We start from the raw sequence: 15,644 nt of genomic DNA, 5'->3' as shown, positions 1-15,644 counted from the left end.
TCGTGGGCCCCGTCGCAGTCGGCGGCGCCGTGGTTGCCGTTGTCGGTCCCGTCGTCCTCCCGATGGGTGACCAGCCCTAGTTCCTCGGCCAGGTTCAATGCCTCGATGAGCAGTGCCTGCCACGTCCCGTCCGCCGCCAGCCTGCGGGCCAGCTCCGGGTCGATCAGCCCGTGCCCGTGCAGATACGCCGGTTCGGACAACAACCCCACCAGCGTCGCAACGTCCATGGTGACCTGCGTCAGCGGCGCCCGCCGCCCCGGCAGCGCGGCCCGGCCCGCCTGCGCGCAGTCAGTGCGGTCGCAGCTGCACCGCAGATACGGCTCGCCATGCATCATCGCCAACACCGCATCCACCAACCGGCACCGCTTGCCGCGCTTGTCATGCGGACAGACCGTGGCCGCGAACTCGGCGACCAGCTGCATCACCTGCTCGGCCTCCTCCGGCGACACATTCACCTCGATGGTGGACATATTTCCGCGGGAACGCTTGACGATGCGGCGCCCCAACTCCTGCGCGGTTTCCCGCTGCGCGGCCGCCTCCTCCGCCGAGAACTCCGCAACCAGCCGCCCGATCTCACCGGCCAACGGGCCCGGCGTCAGCTGCCGCGCCGCCGCCACGATCCCCGGCTCCAACGCGGCCACCGTCTCCGGCTTCAGCCCCGTCGTCTCACGACTGATCGCCCGCACCCGAGGCAGATCCAACTCACCGGACTCGAACGCAGCCCGGGCAAGGGGCAGCCGCAACCGCAGGTCCATCCCCAGCGAGGCATGGGACTCCGCGACCGTCTTCGAGCAGCCCATCCGCACCGCCAACTCGGCGACCGCACCGTTGCCACAGTCCACGATGTCACCCGACCCCAACCGGACATCGCGCTCGATCCACGACTCCCAGAACCGACCCGCCGCCAACACCTTCCGCGCCGCGAACCGATTCTCCGCCCGACACGACCTAACGACCTCGTCGAGGGCGGCGACGTCGGCCAGCAGCGAGGCGGCCTCCGCCTCCACACCGGACCTCACCTCACCGACCCCGCCACCGTTCTCGAACATACATTCGATTCTACGCCGGAGGTCCGACAAGAAACCGACTTCAGTTCAGAGGAACGTCTCGGCGGCGGCCTGGACTCGCTCGAAGTGGGCGCGACGGAGTTCGGCGGTAGCGTGGGGCAAGTTGTCGTTGTCCTCGGTCATGCCCGCGGTGCCGTCGATCATCTCGCGGACGATGTCGGCATGCCCGGCGTGCCGGGCCGTTTCGATGTTCCTGTGCACCAGGATCTGGTGCAGGGTGACGCGCGGTTCGGGCCATCCGGGCACGGAGCCCGGCGCGTCCAGGTCGAGCGCGTGGAAGGTCTGCCCGGCGTGATCCCAGGAGCGTCGGTAGAGGCCGTCCACGATGAAGTCCGTCGATTCATCGGGCGTGGCCCACAGGTCGGCATTCTCTTGGGCGCCGGGTACGTCCCATGGCAGCTCGATCGGGGCCGGGCGGCCGAAAACGTAACCGAAATAGCCGAATTCGCAGGCTGCCAGGTGCTTGACGAGCCCGAGGAGATTCGTGCCGGTCGGAGTCAGGGGGCGTCGTAGGTCGTACTCGGTGAGGCCGTCCAGCTTCCACAGCACCGTTTCGCGCAGCACCTGAAGCCGATCGATCAGGTCGGACTTGTATGCCTCTTGCGGGGTCACGACGGCAGCCTATCGCCGGATTCCCGTTGCAAAGACGAACCGCCGGCCGGGATCACCCGGTCGGCGGTTCGTTGGAGTGGTCGGGTCAGCGCGCGGCGTTGCCCAGGTCGATCGGCATGTTGATGCCGGTGATGTGGTGCGCCTCGTCGGAGCAGAGGAAGGCGACGACGTTCGCCACGTCCTCGGGCTGGCTGAATCCGTCGGGCAGCGACGGGATGAATGCGGGGGCGAGCGTCTCGGCGAAGCGCTCCATGAGCGGGAGCACGTCGGACATGACCATGCCGGTGGCGACGCCGTAGGGGTGCACGCTGTTGACGCGGATCCTGTGCATGCCCAGCTCGTTGGCCATGGTCCGGGTCAGTCCGGCGATGCCGGCCTTGCTGGCGACGTAGTGTCCGAAGAACGGTGCGCCCTTGAGGCTGGAGACCGAGCTCGTGACGACGATGGAGCCGCCCTCGCCCTGCTCGATCAGCTTCGGGATGGCGGCCTTGCAGGTGAAGAAGACGCCGGTCAGGTTGACGTCGATGGTCTCCTGCCACTGTTCCGGGGTGATCTCCCAGGACAGTGCGGCCGAGCAGATGCCGGCATTGGCGACCACGTAGTCCAGGCGGCCGAAGGCCTCGACGCCGGCGTCGAGCGCGGCTGTGACGGCGGCGAAGTCGCGGACGTCGGCCTTGGTGGCGACGATCTTGCGGCCCTGCTCCTCGACCAGGCGGACGGTCTCGGCGAGGTCCTCCTCGGTGGCGCCCGCGTAGGGCGTCGAGTCGAAGTCGATGCACGCATCGAGCGCGATGATGTCGGCGCCGCCCTGCGCGAACTTGACCGCCTCCGCCCGGCCCTGACCGCGCGCTGCGCCGGTGATGAATGCGACCTTGCCCTCGAACCGATTCGCCATTGCTGTGAGCCTCCCGCGTGCGGTGTGAACGTGTTACAGATCACGTTAGGCGAAATTCTGTCATCGTGTGCCGAATCGTCCCGGTCAGTGGACGGAGCGCTGGTCAGCCGCGGGCGAGCAGTGCGACCGGCAGTTGGCTGAGCAACTCCTCGGCTGGAACCGTGCCGGTGAACACGTGCCCGTTCAGTCGGTCGGTCCAGGTGCCGGGCGGCAGCGCAACCGAGGTTCCGCGCCACCCCCGCTGGGACAGCGCGAGGCTGTGCCGGGTGGCCACCGCGATCACGTCCTCGCCGCGAAGGAACCCGACCAGATGGGCGGACGCCGCACCGTCGGCGGTCACCGGTGCGTAGGCGCCACCGACGAAGCTCGACGGGCGTTCGCGCCGCAGGCGCAGCGCCGCCCGGGTCACCGTCAGTTTCGCGACCGCATCGACAGCCGACACCGGACGCAGGTCGGCCGCCAGCAGCCGCCGCACGCCGAAGTCCACCGGCCGCCTGTTGTCCGGGTCGACCAGCGAGTCCTCCCACAATTCGGTGCCCTGGTACACGTCCGGGATGCCCGGCCCGGCCAACTGCAGCAGCTTCTGCCCGAGGGAGTCGACCCGGCCGTGCGGCGCGAGGGTTCGGACCAGATCCGACATCGATGCCGCAACCGGACCGTCGATCGCGTCGTCGATCCACGCGTGCATCCGCGACTCGAAGGTCGCGTCGACGCGCTCCCAGGACGTCCGGACGCCGGATTCCCGCACGGACTTCGTCGCGTACGCGTGCAGCCGCTCGCGCACCGTGGCGTCCGGGTTCCCGACGACCGGCCATACCCCGAACATCGACTGCCACAGGAAAAGTCCGGTGGCGGGGTCCGGGCTCGGGGTGAGCTCCTCCCAGGCGCGCACCGAGCGGGACCACAGCCCCGACGCCTGCGACAGCACGCCGATCCGGGCCCTCACATCCTCGCCCCGCTTGGTGTCGTGGGTGGAGAGGGTGGTCATCGCGGCAGGCCAGTCCCGAGCCCGCCGGGCCTGCGCGAGGTGGAACTGCGCGACCGACACACCGAACTTGCCCGGGTCGCCGCCCACCTCCTGCGCGGAGATCAACCGTGCGGTCCGGTAGAACAGGCGGTCCTCGACGGCCTTGGCCATCGCGGCGCCGCACACCTGCTGCAGCCGCGCCGCCGCGTCGCCCTCCGCGCGATCCGCCGCGGACAGCGCCGACAACGCCCCGGCGAGCTCCGGATGCTCCGCGGCCACCACGCCGATCGCCTCGCCGAGCGCACCCGACGTCGGGCCGTAGTCGGTGCGGTAGTAGGGGACCCGCGCGACGGTCTCCACCACGGCCGATGTCAGTGCCTCGGATTCGACGTCGGTGGGGGAGTCGCGCCGGATCGCGCCGACCACGCGGCGGACCTCCGGGGCCAGCGCGCCGCGCAGCACCTCGCGCTTGAGTTCGCGCTCGGACCGCCGCAGCGATTCGGCGTCGCCGCGGTCGCCCGTGCGTTGCAGGTGCAGGTCCGTCAGCTCCCGTTCGCCCGACTGGTCGAGGAACACCCCGGTCAGCTCGCCGAGCGCGTCGTAGCCGGTAGTGCCGTCCACCGGGAGCGCGGGGTCGAGGGGTTCGCCGGGGGCCAGGATCTTCTCGATCACCAGCCACCGGTCCGCTCCGAGCAGCTCCCGCAGGCGGCGCAGGTAGCCGGCCGGGTCCGTGAGCCCGTCGGGGTGATCGATCCGCACCCCGTCGACGAGGCCGTCCGACACCCAGGTCCGGAGCTCGCGGTGGCTCGCCTCGAACACCTCCTGGTTCTCCTGGCGCAACGCGGCCAGCTCGTTGACGGTGAAGAACCGCCGGTAGCCGACACGGCCGCTGCGCCAGTCGACCAGCTCGTAGGCCTGCCGCGAGTGCACTGCCGTCGCGTCGGCGCCATCGGTTCCCGGCGCGATCGGGAAGCGGTGGTCGTAGTAGGCGAGCATGGGCTCCGGGCCGGTGCGGTCGACCGTGAGTGGTTCGTCGTCGCCGAGCACCGGCACCGCGAATCGTCCCTGGGCCCAGTCGATGTCGAAGAACGACGCGTAATCGGACCCGGCGCCGTGCTTCAGTACGTCCCACCACCAGCGGTTCTGCCTCGGGTCGGCCACTCCGACGTGGTTGGGCACCAGGTCCACGATCAGCCCCATGCCCCGGCCGCGCAGCTCGGACGCCAACGCCACAAGGGATTCCCGGCCCCCGAGCGCGGGTGACACCGAAGCCGGGTCGGTCACGTCGTAGCCGTGGGTCGACCCCGCGGCCGCGGTCAGGACGGGGGACAGGTACAGGTGGGAGACGCCGAGATCGTCGAGGTAGTCCGCCAACCGCCTGGCGTCGTCGAGGGTGAACGCGTCCCCGCGCAGCTGCAGCCGGTACGTCCCGGTGATCGCCGGCACGGTCACGGAACCGAGCGCAGCACGACCACCGACCGCGGCGCCACCTTCATCGTCCCGCCGCCGCCGACGACCGCGTCCACGAGTCCGGTGCCGGTGGCGGTGTCGAGCGCGACCGCCCAGTGCGCGCCGTCGCCGTCGTCGGGGATGGTGAACTCGAGCGCCTCGTCATGGGCGTTGAAACACAACAGGAACGAGTCGTCGACCACGCGCCTGCCGCGCTGATCGGGCTCCTGGATGCCCTCGCCGTCGAGGTACACCGCGAGCGAGCGGCCGAAGCTGCTACCCCAATCCTCCGTGGTCATCTCCTCGCCCGCCGGTGTCAGCCAGGCGATGTCGCGGATCTGCTCGCCGGACCGGATCGGGCCGCCCTCGAGGAACCGCCTGCGACGGAACACCGGATGTGCGGCGCGCAGGGCGATCACGTTGCGGGTGAACTCGACAAGGTCCGCGTTCGTCTCGGCCAGTGACCAGTCCATCCAGGCGAGCGGTGAATCCTGGCAGTACACATTGTTGTTGCCGTGCTGGGTCCGGCCCATCTCGTCGCCGTGCGCGAGCATCGGGGTGCCCTGGCTGAGCATCAGGGTGGCCAGCAGGTTGCGCTGCTGGCGGGCCCGCAGCGAGAGGATCTCGGGGTCGTCCGTCGGACCCTCCACCCCGCAGTTCCAGGATCGGTTGTGGCTCTCGCCGTCGTTGTTGTCCTCGCCGTTCGCCTGGTTGTGCTTCTCGTTGTAGGACACCAGGTCCGCGAGGGTGAAGCCGTCGTGCGCGGTGACGAAATTGATGCTGGCACTCGGCCTGCGGCCGGTGGCCTCGTACAGGTCCGACGAGCCGGTCAGGCGGGAGGCGAACTCGCCGAGGGTCGACGGTTCGCCTCGCCAGTAATCGCGGACAGTGTCGCGGTACTTGCCGTTCCATTCGGTCCACAGTCCCGGGAAGTTGCCCACCTGGTAGCCACCCTCGCCGACGTCCCACGGCTCGGCGATCAACTTGACCTGGCTGACGATGGGGTCCTGTTGCACCAGGTCGAAGAACGCGGACAGCCGGTCCACGTCGTGCAGTTCGCGGGCGAGGGTGGACGCCAGGTCGAAGCGGAACCCGTCCACGTGCATCTCGGTCACCCAGTACCGCAACGAATCCATGATCAGCTGCAGGGTGTGCGGGTGCCGGGCATTGAGGCTGTTGCCGGTGCCCGTGTAGTCCATGTAGTGCGCGAGGTCGCCCTCGACGAGGCGGTAGTACGCGGCGTTGTCGATGCCGCGGAAGTTGATCGTCGGGCCCAGGTGGTTGCCCTCGGCGGTGTGGTTGTAGACCACGTCCAGGATCACCTCGATGCCCGCCTCGTGATACGCCCGCACCATCGCCTTGAACTCGGTGACCGCGCCGCCCGCCTTGGTGGATGCGGCGTAGTCGGCGTGCGGGGCCAGGAATCCGAAGGTGTTGTAGCCCCAGTAGTTACGCAGTCCGAGATCGATCAGGGTCTGGTCGTGCATGAACTGGTGCACGGGCATCAACTCGATCGCGGTGACCCCGAGGCCGCGCAGGTGGTCGATGATCGCGGGATGCGCGAGACCGGCGTAGGTGCCCCGAAGCTCCTCCGGGACAGCGGGATGGGTGGCCGTCATTCCCTTGACGTGCGCCTCGTAGATCAGCGTGTCGTGGTACGGCCGACGGGGCGCACGATCGGACGCCCAGTCGAAGAACGGGTTGATCACCACGGTGGTCATGGTGTGTCCCAGCGAGTCCGAGCCGAACGTGTACAGCGCTGGATCGCTGGGGGCACCCCCTGCACGAAGTGCTTGGGGGACGAACGCACCGTCGAACGCCTTGCCATATGGGTCCAGCAGCAACTTGCCCGGGTCGCAGCGCTGACCGGCGTCGGGGTCGTGCGGGCCGTGTACGCGAAAGCCGTAGCGCTGTCCGGGTGCGATCGCGGGCAGATAGGCGTGCCAGACGAAGCCGTCGACCTCCTCGAGCGGTACCCGGGTCTCGGTGCCGTCCTTGGCGATCAGGCAGAGCTCGACCGCGTTGGCCACCTCGGAGAACAGCGAGAAGTTGGTCCCCGCGCCGTCGTAGGTCGCGCCGAGCGGATAGGCGCTGCCCGGCCACACCGCGATGGCCGGGCTCTCCGTGTGTGCCATGACTCGACCCTAGCCCGCGCCGAGCGAGCCCTCCTGTCGACGTCGCGGTCCCGCGGCACAGGGGCACCCTCACTGGATATGTGTGATTCGCACAATTCATCCGTGTCTGTTTGAACATTCATGCCATACGACGTCGAAGGATTGTGCGATCTGCACACAATGTCCGCATGGGGTCGATCGACAGTCCGGGGTCCGCAGCTCGGTGGATGCGCGAGTACGTGAGCTCGACGTTCAGTCGCGCCGATTTCGAGGGGTTCATCGACCGGCTCGACTCGTCGATCTGCGCGGACGTCCCCGAGCTGGCGGCGGACGCGGAGCTGCAGCGCGACCTCAAGGTCGCGATCCGGAGCCAGTTCCGGGTGTTCCTCGGCACGGAGATCCCGGTCGACGGTGCCCGCGCGACGCCGACCGTCTCGGGTGAGTGCCACGCGCTCGCCCGGACCATCGCCCGCCGCGGCCTCGAACTCCGGGTGCTGTCCCAGTTCGACCACGCCTGCCATCGCGCCGTGCTCGGGTTCGCCACCGACTTCGTCGCCCAGCAGGATCTGCCGAGCGACTTCGCGGTGGCGCTGATGACGATGATGTGGGAGCAGACCAGCGAGTTGATGAACACGATGCTCGAGGAGCTCAACACGACGTACACCCGCGAGCGGGAGAGCCTGCTGCGAGGTGCGTTCTCGCAGCGCATCGGCACGGTCCGGGAGATCCTGGACGGCACCACCGTCGACGTCGCTCACGCATCCGCTCGGATGGCGTACCCGCTACACCGGTCGCACACCGCCCTCATCGTGTGGGCGGAGGACGCGGCGCCGGGATTCGACCCCGTCGCCGACCTCGAGCCGATCGTTCTCCGGCTGGCCAGGGCGGTATCCGCCACCGACCTGCTCTGCGTGCCGTCCGGCGCCAGGGGACTGTGGGCCTGGATGGTCGACGGGGATCGTCTTGGTACCGATCCACAGCACGCCGCGCTGGTCCCGGCCGGAGTCCGGATCGCGGTCGGTGGCGAGGGCGCCGGGATCGACGGATTCCGGAGCAGTCATCGCGAGGCGCGGGCCGCCCGGTCGATCGCAGAGAACGGCAGGCAACGCCGCACGCTCACCCGCTACCGCGACGTCGAGGTCGTGTCCCTGGTGTCGCAGGATCCCGCCGCTCGGTCCGCGCTCGTCGAACGTGAGCTCCGGGGCATGCTGGGGGACGACGCCGCCTCGGAACGCCTACGCGACACCGTCCGCGCGGTCCTGTCCTGCTGGGGAAACCACGAGGCCGCGGCGCGGCGTCTCGGCGTGCACAAGAACACCGTTCGCTACCGCATCCAGCGGGTCGAGGAGGTCCTCGGCCGGGACCTGTCGTCGAACCGCCTGCCGCTGGAGCTGGCGTTGGAGTGCTTCGACACCTTCGGCCGGTGATCGGGATCCCGGTGTGCGGGTCGCACAAATCACCGTGATGAGCTTGGCGAAATCTGCCAAGCACTAGCCCTTTTCGCCGTGTGACGCTCGTCATGACACTCACCCCGAGGACGAGGAGATTGCAGTGCGCACACCGAACATCCCGGACGGTTTCGACCTCACCGATCCCGCCGTGTACGCAGACCGGCTGCCGGCCGAGGAGTTCGCGGACCTCCGCAGGACCGCGCCGGTCTGGTGGAGCCCTCAGTCGCCCGACAAGGGCGGCTTCGGTGACGGTGGGTACTGGGCCGTCACCAAGCACGCCGACGTAAAGGAGGTGTCGCGCAACGGCGCCATCTACTCCACCTGGCAGAACTCGGCGATCCCCAGGTTCGCCGATGGCACCCCGCGCGAGACGATCGAGATGCTGCGGAACCTCTTGCTCAACAAGGATGCGCCCGAGCACACCAAGCTCAGGAAGCTGGTCTCCCGGGCGTTCACCCCGCGCTCGATCGCAGACCTGCGCCCGGCGTTGCAGGCGCGCGCGGAATCGATCGTGAAGCAGGCCGCGGCAGGCGGCACAGGCGATTTCGTGACGCAGGTGGCCTCCGAACTTCCACTGCAGGCGATCGCCGAGCTGATCGGTGTCCCGCAGGATGATCGCGGCAAGATCTTCGACTGGTCGAATCAGATGATGGGATACGACGATCCGGAGTTCGCGTCGGCGTCGGTCACCGCCACGACGGAGCTGTTGGGGTACTCGTACCTGATGGCCGAGCAGCGCAAGCAGTGTCCGGCAGGCGATCTGCTGACGACCCTCGTCGAGGCGGATGTGGACGGTGAGGCGCTCACCTCCGAGGAGTTCGGCTTCTTCGTGCTGATCCTCGCCGTCGCGGGCAACGAGACCACGCGCAACGCGATCACGCACGGGATCATGGCGTTCCTCGACCACCCGGACCAGTGGGAGTTGTACAAGCGGGAGCGGCCCGCGACCGCCGTCGACGAGATCATCCGCTGGGCGACACCGGTGACGGCGTTCCAGCGAACCGCCCTCGGTGACACCGTGCTCGGTGGCCAGGAGATCGCGGCGGGCGACCGGGTGGTGATGTTCTACGCGTCGGCGAACTTCGACGAGGACGTCTTCGAGAACCCGATGGACTTCGACATCACCAGGGCAGACAATCCGCACCTGAGCTTCGGTGGCACCGGCGCCCACTACTGCGTCGGCGCGAATCTCGCCCGCATGGAGGTGGGGATCATGTTCGACGCGATCGCGGACCACATGCCGGACCTGAGCAGGATCGGCGATCCGCGCCGGCTGAGGTCCGGGTGGATCAACGGGATCAAGGAGCTTCAGGTGGACTATCAGGGCGGCTGCCCGGTCCGGCACGGGTAGCGCGAGGCGGCTCGCTAGGGTCCTGGTGTGTCCCGAGCCCCGCTGACCGCAGATCAGATCTCCCACATCGACGCCGAGCACCTCTGGCATCCGTACGGCGCGTTTCCGGCGTCCACCAGCGCGTTGGTGGTCGACAGTGCGAGCGGGGTCCGGCTGACGCTGGCCGACGGCACGGAACTGATCGACGGGATGAGCTCGTGGTGGGCGGCCGTGCACGGGTATCGCAACCCGGTGCTCGACGCCGCCGCGACCGCCCAGCTCGGGCGGATGAGCCACGTCATGTTCGGCGGCCTCACCCACGAGCCGGCCGCCCGGCTTGCGGAGCTGCTCGTCGAGATCACCCCGGCGGGGCTGGACAAGGTGTTCCTCGCCGACTCGGGGTCTGTGTCCGTCGAGGTCGCCGTGAAGATGTGCCTGCAGTATCAGCGGGCGCTCGGCCGGCCCGCGAAGAATCGGCTGCTGACCTGGCGCGGCGGCTACCACGGCGACACCTTCGCGCCGATGAGCGTGTGCGACCCGGACGGCGGCATGCACTCGCTGTGGACGGACGTGCTGACCCGGCAGGTGTTCGCACCGATCCCGCCGAGCGAGTTCGACCCGGCCTATGTCGCCGAGTTCGAGCGGATCCTGATCGAGCACCGGGACGAGCTGGCCGCGATCATCGTCGAGCCCGTCGTGCAGGGCGCGGGCGGCATGCGCTTCCACGATCCGCGCTACCTGAGCGAGTTGCGTCGCCTCGCGGACGAGCACGAGTTGCTCCTGGTGTTCGACGAGATCGCTACCGGGTTCGGCCGCACCGGGGCCCTGTTCGCGGCCGACCACGCCGGTGTCGCACCCGACATCATGTGCGTCGGCAAGGCATTGACCGGGGGATACATGACCCTCGCCGCCGCGCTGTGCAGCACCGCGGTCGCGGCGGCGATCAGCGAGGGGGAGGCCGGTGGGCTGATGCACGGCCCGACGTTCATGGGGAACCCGCTCGCCTGCGCGGTCGCCGTCGCGGCGGTCGAACTGCTGCTCTCGAGGGAATGGAGCGCTGAGGTGGCAGCGCTCGGAGCCGGGCTGGCGGCCGGGCTGGAGCCTGCCCGGGACCTGCCCGGTGTGGCGGACGTGCGGGTGCTCGGCGGGATCGGCGTGATCGAGATGGAGCGGCCGGTGGACATGCGGCTCACCACCGACGCGGCGGTGGCGGCGGGCGTGTGGCTGCGGCCGTTCGGAAAGCTGATCTATGCGATGCCGCCGTACATCTGCACCCCCGAGGAGGTCGCGGCGATCGCGGCGGGGATGGTGGCGGCGGCAAGGGCGACTGTGCCGGGGGAGTGATCAGCCATGGCTTGAACGCCGTTCAAGTCCTGGCGTATGGTGCGTCATCGTGGGAAACGATGACGCACTGAGCTGGCTGGACGACGTCGCGCAGCAGCGCCGTGACGCCGGGCTGCGGCGTGAGCTGCGGCCGCGCACGCCTGCCCCGGCGACGATCGACCTGGCCTCCAACGATTACCTCGGTCTGGTCCGACACCCGGAGGTGATCGACGGCGCGATGGCGGCGCTGCGCCGCTGGGGTGCGGGCGCGACCGGCTCGCGCCTGGTCACCGGGACCACCACCGAACACGAACTGCTAGAGCGTGAACTGGCCGAGTTCGTCGGCGCCGAGTCCGGGCTGGTGTTCTCCTCGGGGTACGCGGCGAATCTCGGCGTGGTCACCGCGCTGTCCGGCAAGGGCTCGCTGATCGTCTCCGACGCGGGCAGCCACGCCTCGCTCGTCGACGCCTGCCGGCTGTCGAGGGCTCGGGTGCAGGTCAGCCAGCGCGCCGACGTGGACGCGGTCCGCGACGCGCTCGCGACCAGGACCGAGGCGCGTGCCCTGGTGCTGACCGACTCGGTGTTCAGTGCCGACGGCGACCTGGCGCCGGTGCGCGAGCTGCACCGGGTCTGCCGGGAATACGGTGCGGTGCTGTTGGTGGACGAGGCGCACGCGATCGGGGTGCGGGGCGACGGCGGGCGCGGGCTCGTCCACGAGGTCGGGTTGGCGGGGGAGCCGGACCTGGTGGTCACCGCGACGCTGTCGAAGTCGCTGGCCAGCCAGGGCGGCGTGGTGCTCGGCGACGCCCGGATCCGCGCGCACCTGATCGACGCCGCCCGCCCCTTCATCTTCGACACCGGGCTCGCGCCCGCCGCGGTCGGCGCAGCGAGGGCCGCGCTCGAGGTGCTGCAACGCGAACCGGAACGGGCGGCCGCCGTCCTCGGCCGGGCCGCGGACCTGGCGCGAATCGCCGGCGTCCCGGAGCCCGAGTCCGCGGTGGTCTCGGTGGTGCTCGGCGACGCTCAGCGGGCCTTCGACGCGGCCCAGGCCTGTCGCGAACGCGGGCTGCACGTCGGCTGCTTCCGTCCGCCGTCGGTGCCGGAGGGCACCTCCCGGCTGCGCCTGACCGCGCGGGCGACCATCACCCCCGACGAGCTCGCCACCATCGAGACCGTTCTCACCGAGATCCTCGCCGGGGCGCCCGCGTGAGCGTGCTGCTCATCAGCGGGACCTCGACGGACGTCGGCAAGACCGTGGTGACCGCCGCGCTCGTCTCGGTCGCGCTGTCCGCCGGTCGCACGGTGGCCGTGTGCAAGCCGGCGCAGACCGGCGTGGGCGTCGGCGAGCCGGGGGATCTGGCCGAGGTGCAGCGGCTTTCGGGCGTGGACCAGGTGGTCGAGCTGGCCCGGTACCCGGAGCCGCTCGCCCCCGACACCGCCGCCCGCCGCGCAGGGATGCCCCAGCTGGAGTGTGCCGAGGTGGTGGCCACGGCCCGTGCGCTCGACGCCACCCACGACCTGACCCTCGTCGAGGGCGCGGGCGGGCTGCTGGTCCGCCTCGGGGCGGACGGCTTCACGCTCGTCGACGTGGCGCGGGAGCTCGGCGCCCCGGTCCTCGTGGTCGCCGCCGCGGGACTCGGTACCCTGAACCACAGCGCGCTGACGGTGCGCGCGCTCGAATCCGCCGAGGTGCCCTGCGTTGGTCTGGTCATCGGCTCGTGGCCGTCGGAGCCGGACCTCGCCGCCCGCTGCAACCTCGAGGAGCTCGCCGAGGTGACCGGCGTACCGCTGCTCGGGTCGGTTCCGGCCGGCTCGGCCGTGCTCGAACGCGAGGCATTCGTGGCCGCGGCGCCCGGATGGTTCGATCCGGCGCTCGCTCAGCGCTTGACGGGGCAGCCGCTGCCGTAGTCGACGTCGAACCGCTTGATCCCGTTGAGCCAGCCGGAGCGCAGGTGTTGTGGGTCGCCGAGGCGGGAGATGTCCGGTATCCGGTCGGCCAGTGCGTTGAAGATCAGGTCGATCTCGAGCAGGGCGAGGTTCGAGCCGAGGCAGAAGTGTGCGCCCGAGCCGCCGAAGCCCAGGTGCGGGTTGGGATCCCGGGTGATGTCGAACCTCGTCGGATTGTCGAACACGTCCTCGTCGAAGTTCCCGGAGGCGTAGAACATCGCGACCCGGTCGCCCTTGCGGATCTGCTGACCGCCGAGCACCGTGTCGGCGGTCGCGGTCCGCTGGAACGCCGTCACCGGCGTCGCCCATCGGACTATCTCGTCGGCTGTCGTGGCCGGCCGCTCGCGCTTGAACAACTCCCATTGGTCCGGGTTCTCCAGGAACGCGATCATCCCGTGGGTGATGGCGTTGCGGGTGGTCTCGTTGCCCGCCACCGTCAGCAGGATCACGAAGAACCCGAACTCCTCGGGGGTGAGCTCGTCGCCGTCGATATCGGCCTGGATCAGGGTCGTCACGATGTCCTCGGCCGGGCACTGACGGCGGGCGTCGGCCAATTGGTAGGCGTACCCGAGGATCTCCGCGGAGGCGGTCAGCGGGTCGGTGTCGTAGTCGGGGTCGTCGCCGCCGGTCATCTCGTTGGACCAGTCGAAGAGTTTGCGGCGGTCCTCCTGCGGCACACCGATGAGTTCGGCGATGGCCTGCAACGGTAGCTCGCAGGCAACCTGCGAGACGAAGTCGCCGCTGCCCGCCGTCGCGGCGGACGCGACGATCTTCTCGGCGCGTTCCGCGAGGGTCGCGCGCAGGTTCGAGATCGCCCGTGGAGTGAACCCGCGGGCGACGAGTTTGCGCAGCGTGGTGTGCTCCGGTGCGTCCTTGTTCAGCATGATGAGCCGCTGCATCTCGACGTTCTCCGGTGTGATGTCATCCTCGACCCGGACCATGGCGGTCTTCTCCCAGCTCGAAAAGAGCTCGGAGTTCCGCGAGATCTCCCGGATGTCGGCGTGCTTGGTCACCACCCAGTAGCCCTCGTCGCGGTAGCCGCCGACGTCGGGCGGCTGCGGGTTCCACCACACCGGGCAGTGCGCACGGAGCGCGGCCAGCTGCGCGTGCGGCACACCCGTCACGTACAGATCGGGATCGGTGAAATCGAATCCCGCGGGCAGGTCGAGCCCGGGGATCGGATCCTGCGGAGCGGCTCGACGACCACGCTGGGACACCATGCGAACACCCTTCTGTCGGTCCGACACGGCGCCCGATTCAGGAGCGGTTCCGACGAATTGCCGAGTCGGATGCGGGGTCGTGGCCATGCGCTTACCGTAGTGTGATAGCAATCACATCATCGGGTCTCGGAGGTTCGAATGTCCACCACCGAAATGATGGAGCTGCAACGCACGATCGGGCACCTGCGGCAGTGCGTCGGCTCGCTCCGCACGGTCTACGGCGACGCGGCTGCGGTCCGCAGGCTCGCCAATGACGTGGAGCGACTGGAACTCGACGCGGGTGACCTCGACGAGTCGCCTCCCCGGATGGCGCACGGCGGGCAGCACGAGCGGGTGCCCGTGCCGGACACCCCGTACGACCAGACGCTGTGGCTCGGCGCGGACGACGAGGGCGTAGGCGGTCATCCCCACGAGCGCCGGTGAGCGCGCCGGCACGGGTGTCCGGTGGCGTCACCGGATCCTCGCGCGCGCGGATATCCGCGCGCACCCTGCGGACGGACCGATGGTGGCTGGCCCCACTGCTGACGACTCTGGGGCTGGCCACCTTTGTCGTGTACGCGAGCATCCGGTCCTGGGTCCGCACCGCCTACTGGGTCGACCAATACCACTACCTGACCCCGTTCTACTCGCCGTGCCTGAGCGACTCGTGCGTGCCGGGGTCCAGCCATTTCGGTACACCCATCGGAGAGCTGCCGATGTGGATACCGCTCGGCTTCCTGGTGCTGCCGTTCCTGCTCGGCTTCCGGATCACCTGCTACTACTACCGCAAGGCCTACTACCGCTCGGTCTGGCTGGCGCCCGCCGCGTGTGCGGTCGCCGAGCCGCACGAGCGGTACACCGGCGAGACGCGGTTGCCGCTGATCCTGCAGAACTCGCACCGTTACTTCTTCTATGCGGCGCTGATCGTCTCGCTGATCAACACCTACGACGCGATCGCCGCCTTCCACGGTGAGAGCGGTGGGTTCGGCTTCGGCCTCGGCAACGTCATCCTGCTGGTGAACGTGATCCTGCTGTGGGCGTACACACTGTCCTGCCACTCGTGCAGGCACATCACCGGTGGCCGGCTCAAGCACTTCTCGGCGCACCCGGTCCGGTATCGGCTCTGGACCCTGGTCGGCCGGCTCAACACCCGGCACATGCAGCTCGCCTGGACGACGCTCGCGACGCTGATGATCACGGACTTCTACATCATGCTCGTCGCCAGCGGCACCATCTCCGACCTGCGTTTTATTGATTGAGTTCGAGCATTGATCGAGCTCAAGCACTGAT

At 69.3% G+C, this 15,644-nt stretch carries 13 protein-coding genes; 7 read left to right on the top strand and 6 right to left on the bottom strand.

What is annotated here, in order from left to right; genetic code table 11:
• The 5 genes from C8K38_RS26225 to glgX form a co-directional block, all read right to left on the bottom strand.
• On the bottom strand, nucleotides 1-1,049 hold a 1,049-nt coding region (locus C8K38_RS26225), incomplete at its 3' end, for a DUF222 domain-containing protein (RefSeq protein WP_143548535.1).
• A 45-nt stretch (nucleotides 1,050-1,094) separates the two neighbouring features.
• Nucleotides 1,095-1,679 (bottom strand): DinB family protein, encoded by a 585-nt coding sequence (locus tag C8K38_RS26220; RefSeq protein WP_097214347.1) that lies wholly within the window; start codon nucleotides 1,677-1,679, stop codon nucleotides 1,095-1,097.
• Nucleotides 1,680-1,764: 85 nt separating this feature from the next.
• A complete protein-coding gene (locus C8K38_RS26215) occupies nucleotides 1,765-2,574 on the bottom strand; it encodes a mycofactocin-coupled SDR family oxidoreductase (RefSeq protein ID WP_097214346.1) in 810 nt (269 codons plus the stop codon).
• 103 nt (nucleotides 2,575-2,677) lie between these two features.
• Nucleotides 2,678-4,987 carry a malto-oligosyltrehalose synthase gene (gene treY, locus C8K38_RS26210; RefSeq protein ID WP_097214359.1) on the bottom strand — a complete coding sequence of 770 codons (2,310 nt, stop codon included), beginning with the start codon at nucleotides 4,985-4,987 and terminating at the stop codon, nucleotides 2,678-2,680.
• Nucleotides 4,988-4,989: 2 nt separating this feature from the next.
• Nucleotides 4,990-7,125 (bottom strand): glycogen debranching protein GlgX, encoded by a 2,136-nt coding sequence (gene glgX / locus C8K38_RS26205; RefSeq protein WP_097214345.1) that lies wholly within the window; start codon nucleotides 7,123-7,125, stop codon nucleotides 4,990-4,992.
• A gap of 167 nt (nucleotides 7,126-7,292) precedes the next feature.
• Between glgX and C8K38_RS26200 the strand changes: the two genes are divergently transcribed.
• The 5 genes from C8K38_RS26200 to bioD all read left to right on the top strand — a co-directional run bounded on the left by C8K38_RS26200 (nucleotide 7,293) and on the right by bioD (nucleotide 13,116).
• Nucleotides 7,293-8,531, top strand: coding sequence for a PucR family transcriptional regulator (locus tag C8K38_RS26200; protein WP_257017849.1), 1,239 nt, complete (start codon nucleotides 7,293-7,295; stop codon nucleotides 8,529-8,531).
• 124 nt (nucleotides 8,532-8,655) lie between these two features.
• Nucleotides 8,656-9,906 (top strand): cytochrome P450, encoded by a 1,251-nt coding sequence (locus C8K38_RS26195; protein ID WP_097214344.1) that lies wholly within the window; start codon nucleotides 8,656-8,658, stop codon nucleotides 9,904-9,906.
• A gap of 27 nt (nucleotides 9,907-9,933) precedes the next feature.
• The gene (locus C8K38_RS26190) at nucleotides 9,934-11,229 is read left to right on the top strand and encodes an adenosylmethionine--8-amino-7-oxononanoate transaminase (RefSeq protein WP_097214343.1); all 1,296 of its coding nucleotides are present in this window, start codon (nucleotides 9,934-9,936) and stop codon (nucleotides 11,227-11,229) included.
• A 49-nt stretch (nucleotides 11,230-11,278) separates the two neighbouring features.
• Entirely contained in the window at nucleotides 11,279-12,418 is a 1,140-nt protein-coding gene (locus tag C8K38_RS26185; RefSeq protein ID WP_373560303.1) for an 8-amino-7-oxononanoate synthase, read from the top strand.
• A complete protein-coding gene (gene bioD / locus C8K38_RS26180; RefSeq protein ID WP_097214341.1) occupies nucleotides 12,415-13,116 on the top strand; it encodes a dethiobiotin synthase in 702 nt (233 codons plus the stop codon). Before C8K38_RS26185 ends, bioD begins: the two co-directional genes overlap by 4 nt.
• Here the strand turns inward: bioD and C8K38_RS26175 are convergent.
• Complete coding sequence (locus C8K38_RS26175; protein ID WP_306455758.1) at nucleotides 13,086-14,375, bottom strand: cytochrome P450; 1,290 nt, start codon at nucleotides 14,373-14,375, stop codon at nucleotides 13,086-13,088. The two genes, bioD and C8K38_RS26175, sit on opposite strands and share 31 nt — an antisense overlap.
• Before the next feature lie 138 nt (nucleotides 14,376-14,513).
• Here C8K38_RS26175 and C8K38_RS26170 point away from each other — a divergent pair, with 138 nt between their 5' ends.
• Together C8K38_RS26170 and C8K38_RS26165 are read left to right on the top strand one after the other, a co-directional pair.
• Entirely contained in the window at nucleotides 14,514-14,798 is a 285-nt protein-coding gene (locus C8K38_RS26170) for a hypothetical protein (protein ID WP_097214340.1), read from the top strand.
• Nucleotides 14,795-15,613, top strand: a complete 819-nt coding sequence (locus tag C8K38_RS26165) for a hypothetical protein (protein ID WP_097214339.1) — start codon at nucleotides 14,795-14,797, stop codon at nucleotides 15,611-15,613. The genes C8K38_RS26170 and C8K38_RS26165 overlap by 4 nt, the downstream gene beginning before the upstream one ends.
• Nucleotides 15,614-15,644 lie beyond the last annotated feature (31 nt).

The organism is Rhodococcus sp. OK611 (assembly GCF_003050885.1).
Taxonomy (GTDB): Bacteria; Actinomycetota; Actinomycetes; order Mycobacteriales; family Mycobacteriaceae; genus Rhodococcus_G; species Rhodococcus_G oryzae.
This window is presented reverse-complemented; position numbering and strand designations above follow the sequence as displayed.